The sequence below is a fragment of the Kitasatospora sp. NBC_01287 genome (assembly GCF_026340565.1).
Classification (GTDB): domain Bacteria; phylum Actinomycetota; class Actinomycetes; order Streptomycetales; family Streptomycetaceae; genus Kitasatospora.
This window is the reverse complement of sequence record NZ_JAPEPB010000001.1, coordinates 5,957,948-5,984,284: the sequence shown is the minus strand read 5'-3', so window position 1 is coordinate 5,984,284 and position 26,337 is coordinate 5,957,948. Positions and strand designations below refer to the sequence as shown.

General features: G+C 73.5%; 26 protein-coding genes. 6 read left to right on the top strand and 20 right to left on the bottom strand.

Going from position 1 to position 26,337, the window contains the following annotated elements; genetic code table 11:
- Positions 1-5 precede the first annotated feature (5 nt).
- Together OG455_RS25935 and OG455_RS25930 are read right to left on the bottom strand one after the other, a co-directional pair.
- On the bottom strand, positions 6-1,793 hold the full coding sequence (locus tag OG455_RS25935; RefSeq protein ID WP_266297625.1) for a serine/threonine-protein kinase: 1,788 nt from the start codon (positions 1,791-1,793) through the stop codon (positions 6-8).
- Between the two features lie 232 nt (positions 1,794-2,025).
- A complete protein-coding gene (locus tag OG455_RS25930; protein ID WP_266297623.1) occupies positions 2,026-2,676 on the bottom strand; it encodes a TetR/AcrR family transcriptional regulator in 651 nt (216 codons plus the stop codon).
- A gap of 147 nt (positions 2,677-2,823) precedes the next feature.
- Here OG455_RS25930 and OG455_RS25925 point away from each other — a divergent pair, with 147 nt between their 5' ends.
- Positions 2,824-3,975: an FAD-dependent monooxygenase gene (locus OG455_RS25925; RefSeq protein ID WP_266297621.1), complete on the top strand. Its 1,152-nt coding sequence runs from the start codon at positions 2,824-2,826 to the stop codon at positions 3,973-3,975.
- A 119-nt stretch (positions 3,976-4,094) separates the two neighbouring features.
- Positions 4,095-4,673, top strand: coding sequence for a GNAT family N-acetyltransferase (locus tag OG455_RS25920; RefSeq protein WP_266297619.1), 579 nt, complete (start codon positions 4,095-4,097; stop codon positions 4,671-4,673).
- A gap of 88 nt (positions 4,674-4,761) precedes the next feature.
- Here OG455_RS25920 and OG455_RS25915 read toward each other — a convergent pair whose 3' ends face one another.
- Complete coding sequence (locus OG455_RS25915; protein WP_266297617.1) at positions 4,762-5,217, bottom strand: hypothetical protein; 456 nt, start codon at positions 5,215-5,217, stop codon at positions 4,762-4,764.
- 138 nt (positions 5,218-5,355) lie between these two features.
- Between OG455_RS25915 and OG455_RS25910 the strand changes: the two genes are divergently transcribed.
- Positions 5,356-5,697 (top strand): 3-oxoacyl-[acyl-carrier-protein] synthase III C-terminal domain-containing protein, encoded by a 342-nt coding sequence (locus tag OG455_RS25910; RefSeq protein WP_266297615.1) that lies wholly within the window; start codon positions 5,356-5,358, stop codon positions 5,695-5,697.
- 214 nt (positions 5,698-5,911) lie between these two features.
- Here OG455_RS25910 and OG455_RS25905 read toward each other — a convergent pair whose 3' ends face one another.
- From OG455_RS25905 to OG455_RS25895, 3 genes are all read right to left on the bottom strand, one after another.
- Complete coding sequence (locus OG455_RS25905; RefSeq protein WP_266297613.1) at positions 5,912-6,376, bottom strand: hypothetical protein; 465 nt, start codon at positions 6,374-6,376, stop codon at positions 5,912-5,914.
- A gap of 554 nt (positions 6,377-6,930) precedes the next feature.
- A complete protein-coding gene (locus tag OG455_RS25900) occupies positions 6,931-7,377 on the bottom strand; it encodes a hypothetical protein (protein WP_266297611.1) in 447 nt (148 codons plus the stop codon).
- Between the two features lie 71 nt (positions 7,378-7,448).
- Positions 7,449-8,711, bottom strand: a complete 1,263-nt coding sequence (locus OG455_RS25895; RefSeq protein ID WP_266297609.1) for a hypothetical protein — start codon at positions 8,709-8,711, stop codon at positions 7,449-7,451.
- 104 nt (positions 8,712-8,815) lie between these two features.
- On the opposite strand from OG455_RS25895, the gene OG455_RS25890 reads away from it, so the two are divergent.
- Entirely contained in the window at positions 8,816-10,102 is a 1,287-nt protein-coding gene (locus tag OG455_RS25890; RefSeq protein ID WP_266297607.1) for an ABC transporter permease, read from the top strand.
- A 29-nt stretch (positions 10,103-10,131) separates the two neighbouring features.
- Here OG455_RS25890 and OG455_RS25885 read toward each other — a convergent pair whose 3' ends face one another.
- The 4 genes from OG455_RS25885 to OG455_RS25870 all read right to left on the bottom strand — a co-directional run bounded on the left by OG455_RS25885 (position 10,132) and on the right by OG455_RS25870 (position 13,106).
- Positions 10,132-10,569, bottom strand: coding sequence for a hypothetical protein (locus OG455_RS25885; RefSeq protein WP_266297605.1), 438 nt, complete (start codon positions 10,567-10,569; stop codon positions 10,132-10,134).
- A 178-nt stretch (positions 10,570-10,747) separates the two neighbouring features.
- Positions 10,748-10,945, bottom strand: a complete 198-nt coding sequence (locus OG455_RS25880; RefSeq protein WP_266297603.1) for an acyl-CoA carboxylase epsilon subunit — start codon at positions 10,943-10,945, stop codon at positions 10,748-10,750.
- 8 nt (positions 10,946-10,953) lie between these two features.
- Positions 10,954-12,522, bottom strand: coding sequence for an acyl-CoA carboxylase subunit beta (locus tag OG455_RS25875; protein ID WP_266300954.1), 1,569 nt, complete (start codon positions 12,520-12,522; stop codon positions 10,954-10,956).
- Positions 12,523-12,647: 125 nt separating this feature from the next.
- Positions 12,648-13,106, bottom strand: a complete 459-nt coding sequence (locus OG455_RS25870; RefSeq protein ID WP_266297601.1) for a nuclear transport factor 2 family protein — start codon at positions 13,104-13,106, stop codon at positions 12,648-12,650.
- A gap of 115 nt (positions 13,107-13,221) precedes the next feature.
- Here OG455_RS25870 and OG455_RS25865 point away from each other — a divergent pair, with 115 nt between their 5' ends.
- Positions 13,222-14,013 (top strand): cyclase family protein, encoded by a 792-nt coding sequence (locus OG455_RS25865; RefSeq protein WP_266297599.1) that lies wholly within the window; start codon positions 13,222-13,224, stop codon positions 14,011-14,013.
- Positions 14,014-14,062: 49 nt separating this feature from the next.
- Here OG455_RS25865 and OG455_RS25860 read toward each other — a convergent pair whose 3' ends face one another.
- The 9 genes from OG455_RS25860 to OG455_RS25820 all read right to left on the bottom strand — a co-directional run bounded on the left by OG455_RS25860 (position 14,063) and on the right by OG455_RS25820 (position 24,759).
- Entirely contained in the window at positions 14,063-16,081 is a 2,019-nt protein-coding gene (locus OG455_RS25860) for an AMP-binding protein (RefSeq protein WP_266297597.1), read from the bottom strand.
- 34 nt (positions 16,082-16,115) lie between these two features.
- Entirely contained in the window at positions 16,116-17,126 is a 1,011-nt protein-coding gene (locus tag OG455_RS25855) for an aromatase/cyclase (RefSeq protein ID WP_266297595.1), read from the bottom strand.
- A gap of 126 nt (positions 17,127-17,252) precedes the next feature.
- Complete coding sequence (locus OG455_RS25850; RefSeq protein WP_266297593.1) at positions 17,253-18,083, bottom strand: SDR family NAD(P)-dependent oxidoreductase; 831 nt, start codon at positions 18,081-18,083, stop codon at positions 17,253-17,255.
- A 77-nt stretch (positions 18,084-18,160) separates the two neighbouring features.
- Positions 18,161-19,474 carry an MFS transporter gene (locus tag OG455_RS25845; RefSeq protein WP_266297591.1) on the bottom strand — a complete coding sequence of 438 codons (1,314 nt, stop codon included), beginning with the start codon at positions 19,472-19,474 and terminating at the stop codon, positions 18,161-18,163.
- A gap of 318 nt (positions 19,475-19,792) precedes the next feature.
- Entirely contained in the window at positions 19,793-20,077 is a 285-nt protein-coding gene (locus OG455_RS25840) for an acyl carrier protein (RefSeq protein ID WP_266297589.1), read from the bottom strand.
- Positions 20,078-20,124: 47 nt separating this feature from the next.
- Entirely contained in the window at positions 20,125-21,324 is a 1,200-nt protein-coding gene (locus OG455_RS25835; protein ID WP_266297587.1) for a ketosynthase chain-length factor, read from the bottom strand.
- On the bottom strand, positions 21,321-22,586 hold the full coding sequence (locus OG455_RS25830) for a beta-ketoacyl synthase (RefSeq protein ID WP_266297585.1): 1,266 nt from the start codon (positions 22,584-22,586) through the stop codon (positions 21,321-21,323). The genes OG455_RS25835 and OG455_RS25830 overlap by 4 nt, the downstream gene beginning before the upstream one ends.
- A gap of 163 nt (positions 22,587-22,749) precedes the next feature.
- Complete coding sequence (locus OG455_RS25825; protein ID WP_266297583.1) at positions 22,750-23,784, bottom strand: ketoacyl-ACP synthase III family protein; 1,035 nt, start codon at positions 23,782-23,784, stop codon at positions 22,750-22,752.
- A gap of 60 nt (positions 23,785-23,844) precedes the next feature.
- Entirely contained in the window at positions 23,845-24,759 is a 915-nt protein-coding gene (locus OG455_RS25820; RefSeq protein WP_266297581.1) for a 4'-phosphopantetheinyl transferase superfamily protein, read from the bottom strand.
- A 235-nt stretch (positions 24,760-24,994) separates the two neighbouring features.
- Here OG455_RS25820 and OG455_RS25815 point away from each other — a divergent pair, with 235 nt between their 5' ends.
- Entirely contained in the window at positions 24,995-25,453 is a 459-nt protein-coding gene (locus OG455_RS25815; protein ID WP_266297579.1) for a hypothetical protein, read from the top strand.
- A gap of 90 nt (positions 25,454-25,543) precedes the next feature.
- Here OG455_RS25815 and OG455_RS25810 read toward each other — a convergent pair whose 3' ends face one another.
- Complete coding sequence (locus OG455_RS25810; protein ID WP_266297577.1) at positions 25,544-26,284, bottom strand: MerR family transcriptional regulator; 741 nt, start codon at positions 26,282-26,284, stop codon at positions 25,544-25,546.
- Positions 26,285-26,337: the final 53 nt, after the last annotated feature.

Genomic DNA, 26,337 nt, shown 5'->3' with positions numbered 1-26,337 from the left:
CCCGCTCAGCGCTTCCGCGCCACCGGCTTCCCACGCAGCCGCTGGGTGCTCCGCCACGCCACCCCGGCGCCGACCGCCGCGCCGAGCACGGTGGCCGGCTCGATCTTGGTCGAGCCGCCGAGCACGATGCCGATCAGGCCCCAGTAGCCGCAGGCGCAGCCGACGACCGCGGTGAGGAAGGTCAGCAGCAGCACGGGCAGCACGATGCCGGCCCCGCGTTCCTTGGCCCGGAGCAGCAGGAGCAGCGGGGCGAGGCCGATCCCCAGGCCGACGCGCAGGCCGACCGCTCCGCTGAAGCCGAGGCTGAGCACGTCGATCCGCAGGTGCCCGTGTTCGGCGTACCAGCCCAGCAGGAAGCCGACGGCCGCCATCAGCGGCACCAGCCGGCCCAGCAACCGGGTCCGCACCCCGCCGATCGCACAGACCAGCCCGCCCGCCAGGGCGCCGAGCCCCGCGCCGGTCAGGGCTCCGACGTAGGTCGCGTGCGCCAGCACGTCGGAGAGCACCGGGTAGCCGGCGGTGCGCCGGAAGTACGTGGTGTGCCGGAGGTCGATCACCCGGCCGCGGTTGGCGTCGGCGGCGACGAAGACGCCCGCGGCCACACCGGCCACCGCCACCACCGTGTCCCGCACCCCGGTCAGCGCGCGGCGCACGCCCGGTCCGGCGGCGGTGCGGTCCGGCAGTCTGCCGCGCAGGCCGGCAACGATCGCACGGGCCTTTGCCGCGGCAGCCGCGAGGTGGGTGCGCGCCGCCACCAGGAACACCGGCAGGAGCGCGCGGACCACACCGAACGCCGTGCCGGCCTTCTCCCCGGCGATCTGGAACACCCGGGTCGCCAGCAGGGTCGGATCGGTGGGCGGCGGCAGCGGTCCGCTCAGGGTCACCGCCTCGGCCGTCCCGGCCGTCTCGACCAGTTGGTGCACGGCCACCCGCTGCTCCGCTATCAGCCGGTGCACGGCAGCCGGCCAGGGTCGCGCCGATGGCGTCAACCGGCCTATGGTCGCGCCGAGTTCGGCCGGCTTCGGGCGTGCGGCCGGGTCCTTCGCCAGGCAGGGCTCGATGATCCGGCGCAGCTCCACCGTCAGCTTGCGCAGGTCGGGCTCGGTGTGCACCACGTTGTAGAGCACCTGCGGCGTCGAGGGTCCGGCGAACGGGCCGGCGCCGGTGCAGGCCATGAAGAGCACCGTGCCGAGCGAGAACACGTCGCCGGCCGGTCCCACCGCCCGCCCCTCCGCCTGCTCCGGCGACATGTACCCGGGAGCGCCGACCAGCCAGCCCGAGCGCGTCAGTTCGGTGCCGGCCTCACCGTCGGTGGCCCGCGCGATGCCGAAGTCGATCACCCGGCAACCGTCGTCCGTCAGCAGCACGTTGGAGGGCGTCAGATCGCGGTGCACCAGCCCGGCCCGGTGGATCTCACCCAGCGCGCCGACCAGCCCCGCCGCCAGTCGCAGGGCCTCCCCCGGTGGCAGCGCCCCGGCCTTCTCGACCACCTCGCGCAACGACAGCCCCGGCACGAAGACGGACGCCAACCACGGCGTCGGCGCCTCCGTGTCCGCGTCGATCACCGCCGCCGTGTAGGCCCCCGACACCTTTCGCGACGCGGTCACCTCCCGCCGGAAGCGCGCCCGGAACCCCTCGTCCTCCACGAACTGCGTCCGCACCTGCTTCAGTGCCACGAGCCGCCCGTCCGGGCCGCTGCCGAGCAGCACCCGGCCCATGCCCCCGCTGCCCAGCTCGGCGATCATCCGGTACTGCCCGACCACCCGCTCGTCGGTCGCGCCCAACGGCCTCATCGCATCCCCCTTCGGCCGTCACCCGTGTCCGTCCGGACGAGTCGATCGCGGCGAGCGGCTGAGGAAGAGACTAGTGCCGCGTCAGGCAGCTCTTGCCCGTCAAGGAGCGGCGAGAATGCGTGCCGGGCATCGCGACGGGGCGAAGGTTGCCTGACGCGGCGCTAGGGGAACGGCCGTGCGGTGGCGGCGAACTGACGTCGCGAGGTCCCGCGCGGAGCCGGGGCCGGCGTGTTCACCGGGCGCCGAGCCCGCGCTCCAGCACCCCGAACGCCCGCTCCGCGTCGGCCGCCGCCTCCTCGTAGGCCGCCGCCGCGCCGGCGCCCGCCGCGATCCTGCGCCAGTTCTCGCGCCCCAACTCCTGGCGCACCGTCACCAGATGGAGCGCCGCCAGCCGGGCGCCGAGCCGTCCGTCCCCGTAGGCGTCGGCCACCGCGTCCGTCAGCAGCTCGACCTCACCCGCCGTGTAGTGGGTGAGGCGGGTCTGCAGGCCGGGCGTGCCGTAGAGCAGGTGCTGGAAGGCGACGACCTCCGGCTCGTCGTTGAGGCCGGTGATCGGATCGCGCTCCCGCAGCCCGGCCTGGAAGTGGTCGTGCAGGGCCCGGAGCGGCGTGCGGCCGCCGTCGCGGGCCAGGACGACGCGGGCGGCCTCGCCCTGGTGGTCGGCGAAGCGGTCGAGGACCAGGTCCTCCTTGGTCGGGAAGTAGCGGAACAGGGTGGGCTTGGAGACCTCCGCGGCGGCGGCGACATCGGCGACCGAGACCGCGTCGAAGCCGTGTGCCAGGAACAGGCGCAGCGCCGTGGCGGCGAGGTGGCGGCGGGCGCGCTGCTTCTTCTGCTCGCGCAGGCCGGTCGGGGTCGCCGGCGGTCCGGTCGGGGTCTCCATGGCGTCGAGGCTAGCACGGAAGCGTTACCGGGGAAGTTTTGTTACCTGGTTGCATTTTCTAGGCGGGCCAGGTTGAGTGGGCCGCACCGCGACCAGCCCCCGAGACCGAACCCGAAACCGAACCGAACCGAACCGAGGAGCATCCCCATGACCGACGTCCTGATCGTCGGCGCCGGCCCCACCGGCCTCACCCTCGCCTGCGAACTGGCCCGCGACGGCGTCACCGTGCGCGTGGTCGACCGGCGCACCGCCCACCACCGCGAGTCCCGGGGCAAGACGCTCACCGAGCGCAGCCTGGAGATCTTCGAGGCCTTCGGCCTCGCCGGCGCCGTCCGTGCCGAGGGGACCTCCCACCAGATCTACCGGAAGTACTTCGACGGCGAGCACATCAACGACTCCCCCGCCCCGATGCCGGGCGTCTTCCTCGGCCAGTGGCGCGCCGAGGAACTGCTGCGCGAGCGGCTCGCGGCGTACGGCGTCACGGTCGAACTCGGCAGCGAGGTGGTCGACTTGGACCAGGACGCCGACGGTGTCAGCGCCACTCTCGGCGACGGCCGCCTGATCCGCGCCCGGTACCTGGCCGGCTGCGACGGCGGCCGCAGCACGGTGCGCGAGCGGCTCGGCCTGGCCTTCGAGGGGACGGGCGACCGCACCGACGTGATGGTCTGCGGCGACGTCGAGGCCGAGGGCCTGAGCCGGGAGGTGTGGCACCAGTGGTTCACCCCCGACGGCGGGCTGCTGCTCTGGCCGATCCCGGGCACCAGCGCGTTCCAGCTCCAGGCCCCGCCGGAGGTGGACGAGCACGGCGCCCAACTGCCGCCCTCGCTGGAGGGCTTTCAGCGGCTCTTCGACCGCTTCGCCGGGGTGCCCGGGGTGCGGCTGCGCAACGCGAGTTGGCTGTCGACCTGGCGGGTCAACGTCCGGATGGTCGACCGGATGCGGGTCGGCCGGGCCTTCCTGGCCGGGGACGCGGCCCATGTGCACCCGGTCGCGGGCGGCCTCGGGATGAACACCGGCATCGAGGACGCCCACGTGCTGGGGCAGCTCCTCGCCCGCGCGCTGGGCGAGCAGGAAGCGGGCGAGCAGGAGGCGGGCGAGCAGGAGGCGGGCGGGGAAGCGGGCGAGGAACTGCTCGATGGCTACCAGGCGCAGCGGCTGCCGGTCGCCGCCCGGACCCTGCGGGTCACCAGCGAGCGGCTCGCGCACGTCATGGCGGCCGTCAAGGAGCCGGGCGTCGGCACCGAGGCGGGCGCCGTTCTCCCCACCGAGACCCGGGCGGCCGGGGACGGCCGGCGGTAGGCGGCCGCCAGGGCTCAACGGTGCTCGGGACAGGACGAGTTGCCGGCCCGCCGAGAAACCCGTTGCGAGTGACCCGCACCGGAGGTCTGATTGATCGGACACCGATCAAGGTAGGGAACATGACGACGCCGCTGCCCACCCCCGCGTTGCGCACCGCTCGCCTTCGACTGCGTGCCTTCGAGGACGCGGATGCGAACGACCTCTTCGCACTGCACAGCAGCGCCCATGTGCTGCGCTACTGGGACACGCCACCGTGGAGCGAACGCGTGCGCGCCGAGAGGTTCATCACGGCCTGCCGGCAGATGGCACAGGAGGGCACCGGGGCGCGGCTGGCCGTGGATCGTGTCTCCGACGGGGCGTTCATCGGCTGGTGCAGCCTGAGCAGGTGGAATCCGGACTACCGCAGCGCGTCGCTCGGCTACTGCTTCGACGATGCGGCGTGGGGCCACGGCTACGCGACCGAGACCGCGCGCGCTCTGCTGCGGTGGGCGTTCGACGCGCTGGACCTCAATCGCGTCCAGGCCGAGGCCGATACGCGCAACGTGGCTTCGGCCCGCGTGCTGGAGAAGCTCGGCTTCGTGCGTGAAGGGACGTTGCGGGAAGACTGCGTCGTCAACGGCGAGGTCTCCGACTCGTGGGTCTACGGGCTGATCAGGCGGGAGTGGCAGCCGTCGTCCGAGCCGGTTCCCGCCCACTGAGTCCCGTCGCTCGGCATCCGGTATCGGCCGACCCCGAACAGCTGATCACCGCGCCTCGGGCAGGGCGCCCGACAGGGCCCAACAGACGTCAGGGCAGCACGAGTTGCCAGCCGGGCGGCTGATGGCCCAACTCCGCGCAGGGGACCTCGCTCGCCTCCCCGTGCGCCGTGCCGGCCGTCCGCGTGATGACGTCCTGGTAGCAGACCGTGATCAGGTCGGGATACGGCGCGGGCGGGTCGGCATAGGACTGTTCGGCCTGGAAGGACACCACCACGGATCCCGCGGTGGACTCGCCGCTGACATAGGCCAGGGTGGCTCCACCGAACAGCTTCCGCAGCGTCGCCTCGTCCTGCGGGCCGGAGTCGAAGGCGCCGGGGAGCGCGGTGAGGAATCCCCGCGCGGCCGCTGTCAGCGAGGTCTGCGCCGCCTTCCTGTTCCGCTCGGAGACCGCCCCGGTGTCGTGCGCCCAGATCCCGTAGACCAGCACGGGCGTGCCGACCACCGCGACGGCGACCAGGGCCACCACGAGCTTGAGACGCTTCATCGCTTCCCTCCCCGGTGGCCGGGGATCCCGGGAGCGGGATCCCCGGCCGGTGCGAACACTCAGCCGGTCATCAGTACTTGGCCTGGACCAGCGCGTTCTGCAACGCCAGGGCGTACTGCTTCGTGCCGGCGTTGTTGGGTGGGCCGGATCGGCGACAAGTTCGCCGCCGTGCTCGGCAAGGCCCTGGAGGACGCCGACACCAAGCTGCCCGACACCCAGTGGTTCATCCACGCCAACGTGGCCCAGACCATCGCCGAGTGGGGCTTCTACCAGCCGCTGGGCCTGGACCTCTCGCAGACCACCTACGAGTGGGGCAAGCACCTGGGCCACATGGGCGGCGGCGACCACCTGATCGGCCTCAACCACCTCTTCGAGACCGGCAAGCCGAAGGCCGGCGACCTGGTCGTCGCGGTGGGCGTCGGGCTCGGGTTCATGTGGACGGTCGCGGTGATCGAGGTGCTGGACGCGCCGCAGTGGTGACCACCTCGGCCCCGCGTTCCCTGACCGGCCGGCCCTGACCGGAGGTCGGGCGCGGGCGGGCGTCCCGGCGGAGCCACTCCGCCGGGACCTCCGCGCGTCGCCGCCCCCGCTCAACACTGGTGCGCGTCCGCCCATCGGAGCCGTCGCGACCCACCAGGAGCCGCCGCAGGGCCGATGACGTCACGGCCGCGGGCGGCGGCCTCCTGGGCGGTGATCAGCGGGAGGCAGCGTCGGCCGCGGCCCGGTGGCTCTCCTCCTGGACCGTCACGTAGCCGTCGGCGACCTGGGAGCAGGTCTGCTTCTGGCCGATCGGCAGGGGGTCGGCCATGGTCCGCATGACGGTCAACCGGTTCTCGCCGTCGACCCCGTTGTGCTGCAGCAGCCACAGCACCGTGTCGACCTCGGACGCCAACTCCGCGTCCTGCTCCTGACAGCGCGCCGCCAGCGTCACGAACGCGTGGTCGTAGTCGGCCTCGCTGCCGATGCCGGCCAGCTTCGCGGCGGTGTCCCGCTCCCGGAGCAGCTCGCCCTGCGACCGGGGCACCGGGACGGGCGCGTCCGCCCTCTTCGCCCCACCGGACAACGTCACGCCCAACCCGCCCGCCACGACGAGGACCAGCAGGATGAGGGCCGCCCAGACGTTACGGCGCGAACCCCGTCCGTCCTCTTCCGCGCGCATGCACCCTCCGATCGTCCGGTCCATCAGCGCACCGAAGCCTGCCAGCCGCCGGGCCCTTGCGCGGCAAACCCACTGCCATCGTGACGCAGCCGTGATCGTGGCGATGTTGAACTGATTGATCGTCAAATCAGTTGCAGGACAACCTGATCCATCCGAACAACCGACCGGACTGTCCCTCTGATCCGGGATGCCGGCTCCGTGCATGCCGTAGAAGCCGAGCCATGGGCTGGGCGAGCACAGCCGGCCGACTACCTGTCGCATCCGACCTTGCAGTCCGCCCTCTCGGAGAGCTGAGAACGGCCCAGAGGTCCAGACTTCGCGTTCCTGGCCTTCGCGTCGCGTGAGCCGGGCCGCGGCGCCGAGACGGCCGCCGCTCACCCGACTGGGCCCCGGCAGCCCGAGAAGTACGCGGCGGCGGGCGCCGTTCACCCCGCTCGGGCCCGCGCGATCAGGGGGCGGACAGGCGGTGGCCGTCCGCCGGAGCCCGGCGGCTTTCGCCGGTGACGTCTTCAGCACTCGGCCCACGAGACGCGCCGGGCCGCGGTGAGCGCCGGTCAGCCGACCGAGAACATCTGGTCGCTCGGTACGGTGAGCTTGGGCCTCGTGATGCAGTTCGAGCTCTCCAGGTGGGCGCCTATCTCCCCGTTCCGGCGCGACAGCGTGTCCTTGTAGCAGACCGTCTCCAACGTTCCCATCCAGCCGTCGGCGTACTCCCGCGAGGACCCGAAGTACACCACTAGCGACGTACCCTGTTTGTCCATCTCGACGAAGCCTGAGAGCCCTGTCTGTTGCGTGAGCGAGTCGGCGCTCTGCGGACCGGCCTCGAAGGCCGGAACGAGCTCGGTCGCGAAGCGCTGGGCTACGAGCTCGGCATCCGCGTGAGCCTTCCGCCGGCTCTGCGCCACGATCTGCCTGCTGTGGTAAATGCTGTAGCCGAAGAACGCGGCCACGAGGACAGCGATGACGATCACAGCCGCGCAGCCGACGCGAAGCACCTTCATGAACCCTCTCCAGGGCCGAGGCCGGCGCCCCCTGGGCGTCGGCCTCGGATAGAATGGACGGGGGACAGCGGTCAGTAGTTGTCGACCTGCAAGGCGTTCTCCAGGGCGACCGCGTAGCGCTGCACCCCGCGGTTGTTCGGGTGGTAGCTCTCCATGCTGGGGCAGGGCTTCACGCTTCCAGGGCAGGAGAAGTCCCCACCGCCCGTGGTGGACGGGGCGCTGACGAGATCGTTGATGCCCCCGCCGTTCAGTCCGCAAACCCCGAAGGTGCCGAACTCCCTGCTCACGTCGTAGAAGTTGAGCCAGGAGCCCGCGGACGGCACCTGTCCGACCGCCTGCTGCTCATCGCTCACCATGTAGTCGGCCCAGCCGTTGAGTTCGTTGGCCAGCGGCGGGGTCATCACACTGCATCCGACCTTGTAGTCCGTCATGTCGAACAGCTCGGGATAGCCCAGGAGCACGACCTTGGCGTTCTTGGCCTTCGCGTGTATGTGGGTCAGCAGAGTCTCAAGGGATCCTTCTATGCTGTCGATATTTGATTTGACCGAAGCGTCGGATGGGCAATCCAACAAGGCGCAGTTCTGGACCGTACTGCTGAAGCCCGCGTCGTTTCCACCGGCTGTGAGGACGACCAGCGTGGTGTTGGCGTCCAGGAACCCGGCGGTCAACTGCGGTACCTCGTGGTGCTGGCCGATGTGCCCCCAGATCCGCGTGTTGGTGGTGTCCGTCGCCCCGGTGCTGTCGATGCTCGCCAGGTAGGCACCCGAACAGGCGGTTGAGTGGTAGTCGATGGTGGCGTCGTCGGTGTCGGCCAACTGACCGATCTCGGTGGAGCGGCCCGGGAGCGTGGTCTGCCGGATCCAGGAGTTCTGGCTGCGACGGCAGGCATTCCAACTCCGGCCGGGCGAGCTCTGGCTGCCCAGGTCGGCGTAGGGGCCCACGTCCGTGCCCTGGAGGTACGGCTGGGCGCCCTCGCCGGAGGAGTAGGAGTCGCCCATCTGGACGACGAAGTCCGTCGGCTTGGCGGGCAGTGGCTGGAACGCCGCGGCATCCCAGGCGATGTCCTCGCCGCCGACCCCGATGCCGTCCTGGGTGAAGTTGCTCAGTTCCAGGCCTTGGAAGCTGTTCCCGGCGGTGAAGTCGAAGACTCCGAGGCTGACCCAGCGGTTGCTGGTGGCGTAGACGTTGAGGGTCCGGTTCTCGGTCGTGCCGTCGCCGGGGTGCACGGTGTAGATCGCCTGCTGGGTCTGCGATCCGCTGTCGGGCAGGTGGACGAAGACCCGGGTCCAGGCGTTGACCGGCTGGTTCAGCTTCCAGGTACCGGTGATCGCCATGGGTCCGAACGCCCCCGGCGGTTGGGTGGACAGGTCGCTCGCGGTGTCGTACACCTGGGAGCCGCTGTTGGGAGCACCGCGGGTCCCGACGGGGGGCCGGCGCGATGAAGTGGCGCACCAGAGGTGTCCGGGCGGCCGACCAGCGGGTCGCGCCCACCCGCCTCGGGCCCCGGGACCTCACGGCGGAAGCGGTCACCGGCCTGGTCCAGCGGCCCGCCCGGTCCATCCTCACGATGCTCGGCACGGTGCTCGGGATCGGCGTCTTCGTCGCCGTCCTCGCCCTGACCTCCACCACGACCGGACAGATCGGCAAGTCGTTCAGCGTGCTGAAGGCGAGCACCGTGACCGTCGACGACACCGCCACCAGCTCGGGCTCAGGCTCGGGCCCCGGCGGCACACCCCCCGCGATGAGCTTCCCGGCGGACACGGACACCCGGCTGGCCGCGCTCAGCGGCGTCGTCGACGGCGGTCTGTGGTGGGCGGTCCCGCTGCGAGACCCGGTCATCAGCGCCAGGCCGCCCCAGGGCCCCGGGACCGCGCAGAGCGGTCAGCAGGCGTCCATCGGCCTGTACGCCGCCACCCCCGGCGCCCTGGCGGCCATGCAGACCCGGCTCGGCGCCGGCGTGCTGTTCAACACCTTCCACCAGGACCGCGGCGAGCGGGTCTGCGTCCTGGGCGCCGGCGCCGCCCGCGCCCTGGGCATCTCCCGGGTCGACAACCAGCCCGCCGTCTTCGTCAACGGCGTCGCCTACACGGTCCTCGGCATCATCTCCGACACCCAGCGCCTGCCCGAGGCACTGCTGGGGATGATCATCCCGGGCGGCACCGCACTCGACGCCTACGGCCCGCCCACCGACCAGCCCGCCCAGGCCGTGATCCACGTACGCCTGGGCGCCGCACAGAACATCGCCCGCCAGGCACCGCTCGCGCTGCGCCCCGACAACCCGGGGCTGCTCCAAGCCGTGCCGCCGCCCGACCCCCACACGCTGCGGGACCAGGTCAGCACCGACCTGTCCGGGCTCTTCCTGTTGCTGGCCGGCATCTGCCTGGCGGTCGGCGCGCTGGGCATCGCCAACACCACCCTGGTCGCGGTCCTCGAACGGAGCGCGGAGATCGGCCTGCGCCGCGCCCTGGGGGCCCGCCCCCGGCACATCGGCGCCCAGTTCCTCGCCGAGTCGACCTGCCTGGGCGCCCTGGGCGGCCTGATCGGTACGGCCCTCGGCGTGCTGACCGTGGTCGCCATCTCCCTCGCCGAGCACTGGAGCGCGATCATCGAACCCGCCACCGTCCTGCCCGCGCCCCTCGTCGGGGCCCTGGTCGGCCTGCTCGCCGGCCTCTACCCTGCGCTACGGGCGGCCAGGACGGAACCGCTGGAGGCCCTGCGCCGCTGACGGCGTGGGCGTGGGCGTCGGTGTCAGTGTCAGTGGCTCTCCTCGTGGACCGTCACATAGCCGTCGGCGACCTGGGCGCAGCTCTGCTTCTGGCCGATCGGCAGCGGGTCGGCCATGTCCCGCATGACGGTCAGCCGGTTCTCGTCGTCGACCGCGTTGTTGCGGAGCAGCGTCAGCACCGTGTCGACCTCGGCCGCCAGGGCCGCGTCCTGCTCCTGGCACCGCGCCGCCAGCGTCACGAACGCGCGGTCGTAGTCGGCGTCGCTGCCGATGCCGGCCAGCTTGGCGGCGATGTCCCGCTCCCGCAGTTGCTCCCCCTGCGAACGGGACACCGGCGCGGGCGCGGCGGCCTTCTTCGCCCCGCCGGAGAGCGTCACGCCGAGCACGGCCGCGGCGACGAGGGCCAGCAGGAGCAGGCCTGCCCAGACATTGCGGCGTGAGCCCCGTCCGTCGTCCGCCGTGCGCATGCGCCCTCCGATCATCCGGTTCGTCGACGCACCGAAGCCTGCCAGCTGCCTGGGCGGCGCACCGGGGGCGTGCTGCCATCGTGACGCAGCTGTGATGGTCGCGAGTCCGGACTGACTGATCGTCAATTTCGCTACGCGCCGGCGCCGTGGCTCGTCCGGGACGACCGGAGGGCGCCGTTCACCCCACCGAGGCCCAGGCGGCCGGGGGGCGGTAGGCGGTGGCCATCCGCCAGGAGGTGCGGCGGCGGGTCAGCGGCAGCGGGGCCGGGGCCGGGCGGCCCGGCGCGCGGGCGGCCAGCCGGGCCAGCAGCACGGCGGTCGCGGCCGCGAGCTCGTCGGGGGTCGGGTTGCCGTGGAGTACCTGGATCGTCAGCATCTGGGGCCTCACATCGGGGGGTTGGCGTGCTTCCTGGCGGGCAGGTCGGTGTGCTTGCCGCGCAGCACGGCAAGGGCGTGGGCGAGGACCGAGCGGGTCTCGGCGGGGTCGATGACGTCGTCCACCAGGCCGCGCTCGGCCGCGTAGTAGGGGTGCATCAGCTCCTCGCGGTACTCCTTCACCCGGCGTTCGCGGGCCGCGTCGGGGTCGTCGGCGGCGGCGATCTCCCGGCGGAAGACCACGTTGGCCGCGCCCTCGGCGCCCATCACGGCGATCTCGTTGGTGGGCCAGGCGTAGGAGAGGTCGGCCCCCACGCTGCGCGAGTCCATCACGATGTAGGCGCCGCCGTAGGCCTTGCGCAGGATCAGCTGGATCCTGGGCACGGTGGCGTTGCAGTAGGCGTAGAGCAGCTTGGCGCCGTGCCGGATGATGCCGCCGTGCTCCTGGTCCCGGCCCGGCAGGAACCCGGGGACGTCGACCAGGGTGACCAGCGGGATGCTGAAGGCGTCGCACATCTGCACGAAGCGGGCCGCCTTCTCCGAGGAGTGGATGTCCAGCACGCCGGCCAGGGTCTGCGGCTGGTTGGCGACGATCCCCACCACCCGGCCCTCGATCCGGGCGAGCGCGACCAGCACGCTGGTGGCCCAACTCTCGTGCACCTCCAGGAACTCGCCGTGGTCGACGATCTCCTCGATCACCCGGCGCATGTCGTACGGGTGGCAGCCGGAGGCGGGGACCAGGTCGAGCAGCACCTCGGTGCGGCGCTCCACCGGGTCGTCGCAGGGCACCGCGGGCGGGGTCTCGCGGTTGTTCTGCGGCAGCAGCGAGAGCAGGTAGCGGACCTCCTCCAGGCAGCTGCGCTCGTCGTCGTAGACGAAGTGCGCCACCCCGGAGACGCTGCCGTGCACGTCGGCGCCGCCCAGGCCGTTCTGGCTGATCCGCTCGCCCGTCACCGCCTGCACCACGTCCGGGCCGGTGATGAACATCTGCGAGGTCTCGCGGACCATGAAGACGAAGTCGGTCAGCGCGGGCGAGTAGGCCGCGCCGCCCGCGCACGGACCGAGCATCACCGAGATCTGCGGGATCACGCCGGAGGCCCGCACGTTGCGCTGGAAGATGCCGCCGTAGCCGGCCAGGGCCGTGACGCCCTCCTGGATCCGGGCACCGGCGCCGTCGTTGAGCGAGACCAGCGGGGCACCGGCCGCGATGGCCATGTCCATGATCTTGTGGATCTTCTGCGCGTGGGCCTCGCCCAGCGCGCCGCCGAAGATCCGGAAGTCGTGCGCGTAGACGAAGACCGTGCGCCCGCGCACCAGGCCCCAGCCGGTGATGACCCCGTCGCTGTGCGGCTTCTTCGCCTCCAGGCCGAAGCCGGTGGCCCGGTGCCGGCGAAAGCCCTCGACCTCGTGGAAGGAGCCCTCGTCGAGCAGCAGGTCGATCCGCTCGTGGGCGGTCAGCTTGCCCTTGGCGTGCTGCGCCTCGGTGGCCTGCTCGCTCGGGCCGCACCGCACCCGCTCGCGCAGGTCGTGCAGGGCCGCGGTGCGGGTGCGCAGGTGGTCACCGTCGGGGCTGAGCATGGGGGTGCCGGTCGTGGCGGTCCCGGTGGTGGCGGTGCCGGTGGTGGCGGTGCTCGCTCCGGCGGTGCTCGCTCCGGCGGTGCCGGTCACGTCGGTGCTGATCACGTCGGTGCTGATCATGGCGGTCATTCCTCACCCGTTCCCGAAGTACCGATGGACGGACGGTCGTCGCGCAGCACGGTGCGGCTGCGCACCTGCCAGTCGGCGCCGGAGCCGGTGGCCGCGTGGACCAGGACGTCCTCCAGCACCGTGCTGACGAAGGGCCGCGGCGGGTGGCCCGCCCGGTTCTCCAGCACCAGCACGTAGGAGCGGGCGAAGACCTCGTCGGTGCCCCTGGGTTCCACCGCGAGCGCGCTGAGCACGTGGCGATGGGTCACCCCCTGCGCCTCGCGCGCCGCGACGTTCACCGCGGTGCCCGCCTCGATGGCCGCCCGGCCGCGCACCGGCTCGGGCAGGCCGTTGGAGGCGAAGACGCCGTCCTCGGTGAAGGTGGCCGCCCAGCCGGCGGCGTCGCCGCCGTCGATGGTCCGCATCTGGCGGGCGTAGAAGTCCAGGATCCGCGAATACACGTGCTCAGCCTGCATGCGGTGCAGGGTGGACCGAGGCACTGGAGACGCGCTGGAGCCAATCTGTTCGAGTGCCGTACGAGGGCGACCGGCGATGCTGCGCGAGCCGACACTCTGCCCCGGGAGGGACCCCATGCCGCTGATCGACCTGTCCGCCACGGTGGATGCCAATCTCTGGGAACCCGACACCGTCACCCACACCACCCTGTCGGCGGCCGAGGGCGCCAAGCACATGACGGACGGGATGCGCGCCGCCTTCGGCATCGACTTCTCCCCCGAGGAGCTGCCGGGCGGCGAGTTCCTGACCAACGACCTGATCTCGCTGACCACCCACACCGGGACGCACGTCGACGCCCCCGCGCACTACGGCACCCGGCCGGACGGCACCGAGGGCCGGACCATCGACCAGCTGCCGCTGGACTGGTTCCACCGCCCCGGCTTCGTCCTGGACCTGCGGGAGCTGCGCGAGCGGGGGCGCGGTGTGGCCGACGCCGGGGACCTGCGGACGGCGCTGGCGCGGATCGACTACGCACCGCGGCCGCTGGACATCGCGCTGCTGCACACCGGCGCCGACGCCTGGGGCGGCACCCAGCGCTACTTCACCGAGTTCACCGGCCTGGACGGCTCGGCCACCGCGTTCCTGCTCGACCTCGGGATCCGGGTGATCGGCACCGACGCCTTCAGCCTGGACGCGCCCTTCGGCGACATCATCGCCCGCTACCGCGCCACCGGGGACCGCTCGGTGCTCTGGCCGGCCCACTTCGCCGGGCGGGAGCGGGAGTACTGCCAGATCGAGCGGCTGGCCGGGCTGGCGGCGCTGCCCCGGCCGCACGGGTTCACGGTGAGCTGCTTCCCGGTCAAGATCGCCCGGGCCGGGGCCGGCTGGACCCGCGCGGTGGCGCACCTGGACGACGGCGAGGCGTAGCGCCTCGGCGGCGAGGACCGGCGGGGCCGGACGGGGGCCGGCCCGCTGATCAGGCCGACTCGGGCGTGATCCGGCGGCGGGCCACCTGCCAACCGCCGCTCTGGGCGCCCCCGGTGCCCTGAGCGGCCTGGGCGGCCTGGGCGCCCTGCCAGACCAGCTCGTCGCTCAGCAGGGCGCCCGCCAGGGTGCGCGGGCGCTCGCCCGGCACGGTGGCGATGATCAGCGTGTGCGCCTCGGTGGTCAGCCGCCCGTCCGGATGGCGCCGCACGGTCAGACCGCTGATCAGATGCCGGTTGACCTGGCCGGTGGCCGCGCGTTCGGCCCGCCTGGCCCGGCTGTGCTCGACGATCGCGGCCCGGCCGCGCAGTGGCTGCGGGGCGCCGGTCGCGCCGAACTCGGCCTCGGGGTGGAAGGTCGCGCCGTAGCCGTCCAGGTCGCCGTCGTCCACCGCCTGCGCCTGGCGGGCGTAGAACTGCAGCAGTTGCTCGTGGAGGTGGTCGGTGCGGGCCCGCATCTCGGCGCGCAGCGCGGCCCGGTCGACCTTGCCGTTGGTCGGCCGGCGCGGGATCGCCGCGAGCGGCTCGGCGTGGGCGATCCGCTGGGCCGGTGGCAGGCCCGCGTTGACCTCGGCGAGCACCTCGGCCAGTGCCGCGTCGGGGCCGTCCGCGCCGCTCTCCTGCGGGACGACGAAGGCCATCGGCACCCGGCACGCGTCCGATCCCTCCGCAGCCGATCCCTCCCCAGCCGGTCCCTCGGCGCCCGGCCCGTCGACCACCGCGGCGTCGCGCACCGCCGGATGAGCCAGCAGGGCGCGTTCCAGCTCCGAGGGGCAGACCAGCTCGCCCGCCCGGTGGAAGACGTCGGCCACCCGGTCCAGCACGAACAGGTAGCCGTCCTCGTCCAGCCGCACCACGTCGCCGGTGGCGAACCAGCCGTCGGCGTCGAACGGTGCCAGGTCCGGCCGGTCCAGGTAGCCGAGCATCAACTGCGGCCCCTGCACGAGCAGTTCCCCGGGGTTGCCGGGCGGCAGCGGCTGCCGGGTGACCAGGTCGACCACCTGGGAGCGGGTGCCGGCGAGCACCGGGCCGGCCGAGCCGGGGCGCGGGGCGCGGGGGCCGTCGGAGTGCAGCAGGTAGGCCGCCTCGGTGAGCCCGTAGCCCTGGAAGACCGGGACGCCGAACTGCTCGGTGAGGGCGCGCACCACGGGCGCGGGCAGCGTCGCGTTGCCGGCCGCGATCTGGCGCACGGTACGGAACTTGACCGCGCCGAGGCCCGGGTCGGCGGCGAAGCGGGCCAGTGTCACCGGCAGCGCGTAGTAGTGGGTCGCACCGTGGCGGTCGGCCGGCTCGACGGCCTCGGCGGCGCTGCCGGGCAGTGGGCCGGGGGCCAGGATCTGCGCGGCACCGGCGCCGACCGCCGCGTTGAGGTGCAGCGGGGAGAAGATCGGCAGGTGGGCGAGGAGCGTCGAGTCGGCGTCCACCCGGTGCGCCAGGGCGAACTGGGCGGCGCAGGCCTTGATCGCGCGGTGGCCCAGCGCGACCGCCTTGGCGGGGCCGGTGGTGCCGCTGGTGAAGGTGACGGCGGCCAGGTCGGCGGGGTCGGGCACGGTCGAGGCGGCGGCCATGATCCGACGGATCGCCGGCTCGGCCCCTCCCGCCCCTTCCCCGATCACCAGGACCTGCTCCAGCAAGGGCAGTTCGGCGCGCAACCGGTCGATCCGGTCCGCCAGCCCGGGGCCGACCAGGGCGACGGCGACCCTGGCGGCGGCCAGCAGGTGGCGCAGCGCCGGGTCGGGCAGCAGCGGGTTGAGCGGCACCACCGTGTTGCCGCTGCGCAGCACCGCGTAGTAGCCGACCGGGAAGTCCTGGTGCAGCACGGAGGAGACCGCGATCCGCACTCCGCGGCGGCCCAGGCCGCTCGCGAACCGCCCCGCCCACGCGTCGACCCGGCCCTCCAACTCGGCGAAGCTCAGCGACCCGGCCGGGGTGTGCAGCGCCGCACGGTCCGGGTGGCGGCGGGCGGAGTCGGCGAGCAGCACATCGGCCGTGCCGGGCGGTACGGTGAGCATCGGGGCCCTCCTGTTGTGATGAGTTGACTGATCGTCAGCGGCGCTGCTCGGCGAACTCCTTGGCGTGGCGCAGCGTGGTGGCGCTGTTGGTGCCCAGCGCGTGGCGGACCCGGGCGCGGGCCTGCGCGGTGGTGGCGTCCGGGCCGAGCAGCTCGGCGACACCTGCCGGATCGAGGGTGACGGTGTGCCAGGAGGTGGCGAGCAGGCCGGGGCCGCCGTCCGGATCGGGCTCGATCACCCAGCGGCCGGTGTGCGCGGCCATCACCGGTGAGACCTTGACCTGCTTGTAGACGATGGTGCCGCGCTCGGCGAACGGCACCCGCACCGACGTGGTGGTGTGCACGCTGCCGTCCGGCGCGCGGGTGTCCATCTCCAGGTACTGCACGCCGTCGCGCTCGCTCAGGTCGAGCCGGGCCACGTGCGGCAGCCGGGCCGGCCACTGGTCGGCCCGGTTGAGGAAGTCGAAGACGTCGGTGGCCGCGCCGTCGATCCGGACCGAGTCGCTGAAGGTGAAGCGCAGGGCCCCGTGGGCCTCAGCGCCTTCGGCCTCAGCGCCTTCGGCCTCAGCCCCGTCGACCCCGACCCCGTCAGCCCCGGCCTCGGCGGCCGCCGCGAGGGCGCTCAGCTCGGCGGCGCTGTTGCGGTCGATGGCCTGCTCGATCCAGCGCACCGCCGCCGGGTCGTCGTCGAGGGCCGCGAAGTCGTGCAGCAGCACCACCTCACTGCCGCCCTCGACCGCGGCGACCTGCCACTCGCCGCCCATCGCGGCGACCGGCGGGGAGGAGACCAGCTGGCGGAAGGTGATCCGGCGGCCGACCGGGTCGAGCGAGCGCCGGGAGGTCCAGTTGCGCACCTCGCCGTTGGCGAACGCCCAGATCCGCAACAGCTGTTCACCCCCGGCCGCGCCCTGCTCGATCTCGGCGTGCACGGTGGGTCCGAAGACCTGCGGCCAGCCGGCCGCGTCGGCGATCAGCGCGAAGACCGCCTCGGGCGGCGCCGCGACGGTGATCCGGTGCCGGGTGACGTGGGTGGTGGCCAGTGCCACGGCGGTACTCCTCCTGCTGAAACGATGGGCCGATGCGCTGGTGGACCGATGCGCTGGTGGACCGATGCGCTGGTGGACCGATGCGCCGATGCGCCGGCGTGAACGGCCTGGGCGCCTCTGCCGCCGTCAGTAACTGCCCAGCCCTCCGCAGACGTTGAGCGCCTGCGCGGTGATCGCGGCGGCGTGCCCGCCGGCCAGGTAGCCGACCATCGCGGCCACCTCCTGCGCGGTGGTGTAGCGGCCCAGCGGGATCTTCGCCTCGAACCGGGCCAGCACCTCCTCCTCGGTGACACCCCAGTGGTCGGCGTAGCCCAGCCGGACCCGCTCGGCCATCGGCGTCTCCACGTACCCGGGGCAGACCGCGTTCACCGTGATCCCGCTCGTCGCCAGTTCCAGGCCGAGTGCCTTGGTGAAGCCGATCACCCCGTGCTTGGAGGCCGAGTAGGGCGCGGCGAGCAGCACGCCCTGCTTGCCGCCGGTGGAGGCGATGCTGATGATCCGCCCGCCGGCGCCCCGCGATGCCCCCGCCGCCCCCGCCGCAGCCCGCGACGCCGCGCCCTCGCGCATCCGGCCGGTGGTCAGCACCTCGCGGGTGACCCGGAAGACGCTGGTCAGGTTGGTCTCGATGACGTCGTCCCAGAGCTCGTCGGGGATCTCCTCGGTCCGGCCGCCACCGCCCCGGCCCGCGTTGTTGACCAGCACGTCGACGGGGCCGTGGGCGGCCACCGCCCGCTCGACCAGCGTCCGCACGTCGGCGGCCGAGCGGACGTCCGCGCGAGTGCCGGCGACCTCCAGGCCGCGTCCGCGCAGCTTGTCGACCACCGTCTCGACGACCCCGGCGTCCCGGCCGCAGAGGAACACCGCGTGCCCCTGCTCGGCCAGCAGCTCGGCCGTCGCCAGCCCGATCCCGCTCGTGCCCCCGGTGACCAGGGCCGTCCTTCGCCGCTGCTCGGTCATCAGCTGCCGCTCCTCCCAGACGCGTACCGCCACAGGCGTATTCCGCCGTGAGCTTCACAGCGCGGGCTCGGCACCGGCTAGAGGGCAGCTCGATCCGGGTGCACCCGCTCGGCCCAGCGGACCACGAGCGGCACGGCCAGTCCCGCCGCGACGAAGACGCCGCCCAGCAGGATCCAGCCCGGGGCGCCCCAACTGACGCAGAGCAGGCCCAGGAGGGAGGGCGCGGCAACGTCCGCCAGCCCGTTGCCGATCTTGGCGATGCCGGTGTACTGGCCCTGCGCGTGGGCCGGCGCCAGGGCGTAGCGCAGCTGGACCGCCCCGGCGGACTGGAGGATCTCGCCGACCGTGTGGACCGCGCCGCCGACCGTGATCAGCAGCACCGCGAGCGGACCCGGCAGCCCGGCGGTGAGCCCGATCAGCGTCATCCCGACCAGGAACGCCCACCCCGAGCGGCGCCAGGCGCGCGCGCCGGTGGCGTTGGTGTCGATCCCCCGGGCCACCCGGACCTGCAGGCCCACCACCATCAGCGTGTTGACCAGCGCGCTCGCCCCGGCGAACCAGCGCGGCGCGTGCGTGTGCTCGACGATCCACAGCGGCAGCGCGAAGATCAGCACGTCGCCCTGGAGCGAGGTGATGGCGCTGAGCACCGAGAAGACCAGGAACGGGTAGTCCCTGGCCGCGCTCGTCCGCTCACTGCCCGGCGGCGCGGGCACCGGCGGCACCGACGGCAGCCGGCGCGCGATGACGGCGGTGGCGACGAAGCTGAGGGCGTTGCCGAGCACCAGGCAGTCGTAGGCGGTGCGGGTGTCGACCTGGACGACCAGCGCGGCCAGCACCGCGCTCAGGCTGCCGGCCAGGTTCACCAGCGCGCGCATGTAGGCCCGGAAGGCGGCGGGCCGCCGCCCGGCCAGCCCCCGGGTCAGCGGCGCCCTGGCCGCCTGGCTGGCGGAGCCGGCCAGCTCGGTCAGGCAGACCACGACGACGAAGAGCCAGAAGGTGTGCACCAGCACCAGCGCGGCCATCGCCAGGGCCTGCGCGAGCAGGGTGAGCAGATAGACCTCGCGCGGCCCGCGCCGGTCCGCCAGCCGCCCGACCGGGATCCCGGAGAGCAGCCCGACCAGCGCGCCGATCCCCATCCCCAGCCCGACCCGCGGCAGCGGCAGCCCGACCGAGCGGGTGAAGAAGAGCGCGGCGCTGATCATGAAGACGCCGCTGCCCACCTGGTTCACGAAGCTCGCGGTCGCCAGCGTGCGCCGCGGTCCGGGTTCGAGCAGCAGGCCGCGCGCGACGAGCCAGGACGGAGCGGGGGCGGGGGCGGCGGCGGCAGCGGCAGCGGCAGCGGCAGCGGCAGCGGCGAGCGGGGGTACCGGCGTGCTGGATGTGGTGTCCACGGACAGGGGTCACCCATTTCTGCGGGAACGGGAAGGGGAGACCTCGGAGTATGGGGGTGCCGCGAGCGCCGGGAGAAGGTGTGCCGAGCGGGGGGAAACTCACACCCGGTACGGGAACGAACGGGCTGCGGGATGGCGTTGGACGATATGAGAAGGGGCGGGGAGAAGGCGGAGGAACCGGGCGTCGGGCGGACAATTCGGCGTGGCGGGCGGCCTGACGCTCCATCGGCGACCGGCGGGCGCGGCGAAAACCCCGGCCGCGCGCCCAAGAGGTGGGCGGCGGCCGGGGGGTGGTGGTGCGGGATCGGCGGCCCGGGGTCAGGCGGCCGCGATCGGGCGGACCTCGGCGAGCTGGTGCGGGGCCTGGACCTGGTGGACGGCGGTGAGGAACTCGCGGGGGGTCTCGGCGCCGATCGCCTCCTCGGGCAGCTCGATGCCGTAGTCGCGCTGGATGCGGCCGGTCACCTGGAGGATCGCCAGCGAGTCGTAGCCGAGCTCGTAGAACGAGGTGTCCAGGACGTCGCCGTCCAGGTCGACCGCCTCGTCCTCGCCCGCGCACTCGCGCAGCAGCCGGGTGAGGTCGGACAGTTCAAGGAGGGGCATGTGCCACGTCCTTTCAGAGTTGGGGCTTTCCGGGGGGGGGTGTCGGGTCAGGGAGCGGCACGCACCACCACGGCGGCGTTGAAGCCGCCGTAGCCGCGCGCGAGGACCAGGGCGGTGCGCAGCGGGGCCGGCCGGGCCGCCCCGCAGACCAGGTCGAGCCGCAGCTCGGCGGCGGGCTCGCGGACCGGGCCGCTGGGCGGGATGACGCCGTCGCGCAGCGCGAGCAGGGCGGTGGCCACGTCCAGGGCCGCGCCGCCGGCCAGCCGGCCGGTCAGGCTCTTGGGCGCCGTGACGGGCACCCCGTGCGGGCCGAAGAGCTCGGCCAGCGCGGCGGCTTCGGCCCGGTCGAGCTCGGGCACGCCGGCCGCGTCGGCGAAGACCACGTCGATGGCGGCCGGGGCGAGCCCGGCGTCGGTCAGCGCGAGCGCGGCCGCCCGGCCCAGGCCGGGGGGCCGGCCGGTGTCCGGCGCGGGATCCATGGTGGCGGCGTAGCCGGCGAGTTCGCCGTACGGACGGGCGGCGCCCCGCGCGCGGGCGGCACCGGCGTCCTCCAGAACCAGGATCGCGCCGCCCTCACCGGGCAGGTAGCCGCTCGCCGCGGCCGCGAAGGGCAGGTACTCGTTCGCCTCGCTGACCCGGCCGGTGGCGAGTTGGGCGACCCAGCCCCAGGGGCAGAGCGCGCCGTCGACGCCGCCGGAGAGCATCAGCGGGGTTCCCTTGCGGATCTGCCGGCGGGCCTGGCCGAGCGCGTCCAGGCCGCCCGCCTGCTCGGTGACCAGCACGCCGCTGGGGCCCTTGGTGCGGTTGCGGATCGAGATCTGGCCGGTGTTGACGGCGTAGAACCAGGCGAACGACTGGTAGGCGCTGACGTGGTCGCGCCCGTGCTCCCAGAGCGCCTGCAACTCCCGCTGCCCGAACTCCACTCCGCCGCCCGAGGCGGCCGTGACCACGCCGGTGCCGTACTCGGGGAGGTCTGCGGCCGACACGCCCGCGTCGCGCAGCGCCTGGTCGGCGGCGACCAGGGCCAGCCTGGTCATGTGGTCGGTCTGCGGCAGCAGTCGGCTGGGCAGGTGCTCGGCGGCGGTGAAGTCGGGGACCTCACCGGCCACCGAGGCCGGGTAGCCGCTCGCCTCGAAGCGGGTGAGCGGGCGCAGGCCGCTGGTGCCGGCCAGGGTGGCGGCCCAGTACGCCTCGGCGCCGAGGCCGTTGGGGGCGAGCACGCCGAGACCGGTGATCACCGCACTCATCGCCGCACCTCCGGCCTGGCCAGCACCATCGCGCTCTGGAAGCCGCCGAAGCCGCTGCCCACGCTGAGCGCCACGTCGGTGCGCTGCTCGCGGGCGTGCAGCGGGATGTAGTCGAGATCGCAGTCGGGGTCCGGCTCGTGCAGGTTGGCGGTGGGCGGCAGCACCCCGTGCTCCAGCGCGAGCGCGCAGGCGGCGACCTCCAACGCGCCGACCGCGCCCAGCGAGTGGCCGATCATCGACTTGATCGAGCTGACCGGGGTCTCGTAGGCGTGCTGACCCAGGCTCAGTTTGAAGGCCGCGGTCTCGTGCCGGTCGTTCATCCGGGTGCTGGAGCCGTGTGCGTTGACGTAGTCGACGGCGCTCGGCGCGAGCCTGGCCTCGTCCAGTGCGGCGCCGATCGCGGCGGCCAACTCGCGTCCGTCCGGCTTGAGTCCGGTCATGTGGTAGGCGTTGCAGCGGGAGGCGTAGCCGGCGATCTCGGCGTAGATCCGGGCGCCGCGGCGGCGTGCGCTGCCGAGCTCCTCCAGGATCAGCACGGCCGCGCCCTCGCCCAGCACCAGGCCGTTGCGGGTGCGGTCGAAGGGGCGGGAGGCGCCGCTCGGGTCGTCGTTGCGCGGGGTGGTGGCGTGGATCGCGTCGAAGCAGGCGGCGGTGATCGGGGTGATCGGCGCCTCGGTGGCGCCCGCGACCATCACGTCCGCCGTGCCCTCGCGGATCAGCTCGACGGCGTGGCCCAGCGCGTCCAGGCCCGAGGTGCAGCCGGTGGAGACCACGGCGGCCGGGCCCTCGGCGCCGGCCACCCGGGCCACGTCGGCGGCGATCGAGCTGGGCACGAAGTGCCGGTAGAGCTCGGGGACGGCCGACTCGTGGTCGACGGTCCAGCGGCGCCCGCGCTCGCTGACCACGACGTACTCGCGCTCCAGGCTGGTGGTGCAGCCGACGGCGGTGCCGATCGTGGTGCCGATCCGGCCCGGGTCGAGCGCGCCGGTCGCCAGGCCGCTGTCGGCCAGTGCCTCGCGGGCGCTGACCACGGCGAACTGGGCCGCCCGGTCGAGCCGCGTGCTCTCCTGGACCGAGAGCCCGGCGATGGCCGGGTCGAAGTCGCTCTCGGCGGCCACCTGGGAGCGGTAGCCGGTGGCGTCGAAGAGGGTGATGGTGCGCCCGGCGGGACGGCCGGCCGTGAGCATCTCCCAGTAGGCCTCGACCCCCGGGCGGCCGGGCGCGACCACGCCCAGCCCGGTGACGACCACGCGGCGGGTCATGGCCGCCCTGCTCTCACTCGGTGCCGCACTGTGCTTCCTCTCCCCGTGCCAAGTCCCTGAAGTCCCGTCAGTATTCGCACGCCTGCTGGAGCCGGGCTCGAAATCGGCCCGGCCCGGCCTTCCGGCACTCCGGCGTTCCGGCGTTCCGGCGTTCCGGGCAGGTTCAGCGGGCGCCGTCGGCGTCGAGCAGTTCGACCACCGCGCAGGTCCAGCTGAACCCGGCGCCGATCCCCGCCAGCAGGCAGCGCTGGCCGGGCCGCAGCGCCCCGCTGCGCCGCAGCTGGTCCAGGCCCGCGAACTGGTCGGCCGCGCCCAGGTGGCCGATGCCGCGGCTCCACTCCCAGGTGGAGCGGGCCGGGTCGATGCCGAACGGCTGGAAGAAGGTCGCCTCCAGTCGGCGGCGGCCCAGGTGGGGCAGCACGAACCAGTCGATCTCGCCGAGTTCGAGCTCCGCCTCGGCCAGCGCGGTCTTCAGCGCGGTGCGCTGCCCGGCCGATACCCGGCTGACGCAGAAGGAGGTGCTCGCCCGGGCGAAGTAGTCCTGCTTGGCCCGCTCCAGGTCGATCACCGGGCGGCGTTCGAAGGGGGCCGCGCCGAACGGGTCGTCGCCGCGGTGCATGCCCTCCAGCTCCGGGTCGGAGACGGTGGCCACACTGCGCAGCCGGGCGAACCCGCCGCGCCGGGAGAGCAGCAGGGCCGCGCCGCCGTCGGCGTAGAGCGTGCCGGGGTCGCCGGACCAGCGGTCGAAGCCGGGCGGGCAGAACCGGTCGCCGGCGGTGAGCAGCGCGCCGTCCAGCTCGGGTGAGCCGGCCAGGTAGCCCGCGGCGAGCTGGAGCGCGGCCATCCCGCCGTTGGAGAGCTGGCGGACCTCGATCGCCGGGCAGGGCCCGTCCAGCACCTCGCGCTGCAGGTAGGAGGCGGGCGCCCAGAGGTCGTGGCCCTGGTAGTAGACGCTGGCGTGCAGCAGCAGGTCGACCTTGACCGGCCGGTGGGCCGCCAGCGCGTCGGCCAGCGCCAACCGGGCGGCCGCCGCGGCGAACTCGGGGCCCGCGGTGCCCTCCGAGACGGTGACGGCGAGCGCGCCGGTCTGGCGCGCGGTGCGGGCGTCCAGCAGGCCCTGCTCGACCGCCGCCGCCACCTCGACGGGAGCGGGCAGGCTGCTGCCGTGCCCCGCGAGGTAGATGTCCTGGTGCCGCACGACGCCCTCCAGACCCGGGCCGGCTACGGGCACCCGCCGCTGGGGGGTGCGGCCCGCCGGTCATGCTCCGGCGACGGCCTCGAAGGGCAGTGGAGCGGAGGCGAGTTCAACGCCCGTGGGCAGCCCGGTGCGGCCCTCGCCGAGATCGCCGAGGGCCACGCTGGCCAGGTAGCGGCCGTCCACCAGGCCGCTGCCGAAGCTCCAGTGCGCGCCGCCCGCGGGCTGGTGGCCCGGCGGGGCGCCACCGGGCGGGCCCGGCGGTCCGGCCGCGTCGGCGGCTCCGGCTGCTCCGGCTGCTCCCGGCGGCCGGGGCAGGGTGCCCGGCGGACCGTCCAGGGCGAAGCCGAAGCGGGTGAAGCGCAGCCGCAGGCCCGCGCCGATCGCCTTGCTGTAGGCCTCCTTGAGCGTCCACAGCCGCACCAGCGCGTCGTTGCGGAGCTCGGCGGGCAGCGACTCCAGCGCCGCCCGCTCCTCGGCCGTGCAGGCGTAGAGCTCGACACCGGTGCCGTACATCCGCCGGGTCGCCACCTCCGCGTCGACCCCGATCACCCCGCGCCGGCTCAGGCCCACCAGCATCAGCCGCTCGGTGTGGCTGAGGCTGATGTCCAGCTGCTCGCAGCCGCGCAGGTACGGGCGGCCGCCCAACCGGTAGGCCACGTCCAGCAGGTGCGGCGGGCAGTCGAAGACCGCGGCGGCGGTGGTCTTGAGCAGCAGCCGGGAAGCGACGAAGCGGGCCCTGGCCTCGGGGTGGCCCAGGGTGCGCTGGCGGATCCAGTCGCGGCCGAGCAGCGGGCGCAGCTCCGGGGCGTCCAGGTCGGCCGGCAGCCAGTCGTCCCGCCTGCCGTAGACCACGGCGACGCCCCGGTGCGCCATCGACTCCCTGACCCGGTGCCAGGGGCCGTGCCGACCGGGCGCCAGGTACGGTTCGCCGACCAGTGCCTCCAGCTCCTGCACCGGACCGAACGCCATGGCCATGACTACCCTTCACCAAGCGCGGATAAAGTGCCACGTTGGCACCGCCCGCTCGAAGGATGCTTGACCCACGAAGCGTCCGCCGACCGGGCCCTGCCGCCGACCGCCGCGACGCGCGATGATCGACCTGACCTCCGACCAGACTTTCGGCCACCCGCACGGCTTCCAGCCAGCCTCCAGCGCCGCCTGCCAGCCTTCGCTCCCGACCGCACGACCATCATTCCAGGGAGTAACGCTCATGGCCCTCAAGCGGGTTCAGCTTCTCGTGGCCGCGGCCGCACTGACCGCCGGCGCCCTCGCCGTGACCACCGCCGCCACCGCCCAGGCCTCGGACCGCCCCGCGGCCCACCCCGGCCACGGCTGCGCCGGGCTGGTCGGCAAGTCGCTGGAGATCACCTTCGACAACGGCCTGGACATGAGGTTCGACTACGCCGCCGACGGCACCCAGCTCACCGGCACGGTGGTCGCCCCCGGCAACTCGGGCGGTGCGGCCGGGGTGGTCAACACCGTGCCGGTCTCGATCGGCCAGGCCGCCAAGAACGTCTACTTCAGCAACTGGAACGAGCACAGCGGCCTCACCGTCAGCCTGACCCAGAACCTCAAGTCGGGCACCGCGCAGGCCTACTGGTCCTTCCCGACCACCGGCGACGTCCGGGCCGGCCAGCTGCACACGGGCACCATCCGCTGCCTGAGCTGATCGGCGGCGGGGACGGACGCGATCCGCCGGGTGGTCTCGTAGCTCGTGACGAACGCGCTGCGCCGCGGGTGACCAGGCACACCGCCGGGGTCAGGTGGCCGTTGCGCGGCTCTGACACAGTTCGATCAACCGCTCCCAGGCGGGCACCGGCTTGCCGGTCTGCGCCGCCATCAGCGTGACGGCGACCAGGGCGTCGAGAGCCAGGATCGGCTCGGCTCCGTCCGAGCCCGGCGCCTGGAGTCCGCCGAAGCCGTTCACCTCGTCGGCGAGTGCCTCCAGGCGCGGGTCGTTCCGGTCCCAGCCGGCGGCCTGGTCCGCGGTCAGGTACAGCCGCTGGAAGGCGGGGTCCTCGAACATCGCCCGCTTCTGCAGCGCCCACCCCGGCACCTGGTCGGGATACTGCGCCACCAGCAGGATCCACGAGTCGCGCTCGGTCCGCACCGCCTCCGGGCTGAGTCCGATCTGCTGGATGCGGTCCAGCAGGACCACGACCTCCTCCGGCAGGAACAGCCGGTCGCCGGCGGACAGTTCGGCGATCCGGCTGCGGCGCCTCTTCAAGTCCCTGATCTGCTCCTTCAGATCGTCGTCGATCGCCGCGACCGAGGACGAGAACTGTGCGGGCGAGGCTCCCATCAGCTCCTCGATCCGCGCCAGTGGGACACCCGCGTCCGACAGGGTCCTGATCCGCACCAGCGTGACGATCGCGTCGGCTCCGTAGCGCCGGTACCCCGAGACATCGCGCGCCGGCTCGGGCAGCAGCCCCCTCTGGTGGTAGTGGCGGATGGCCCGCACCGTCACGCCCAGATAGGCCGCGACCTGGCCGATCGTCAACAACAGTGATCCCCCGCAAACCTGTGGAACAGACCGCTTGACCTTGACCCTGC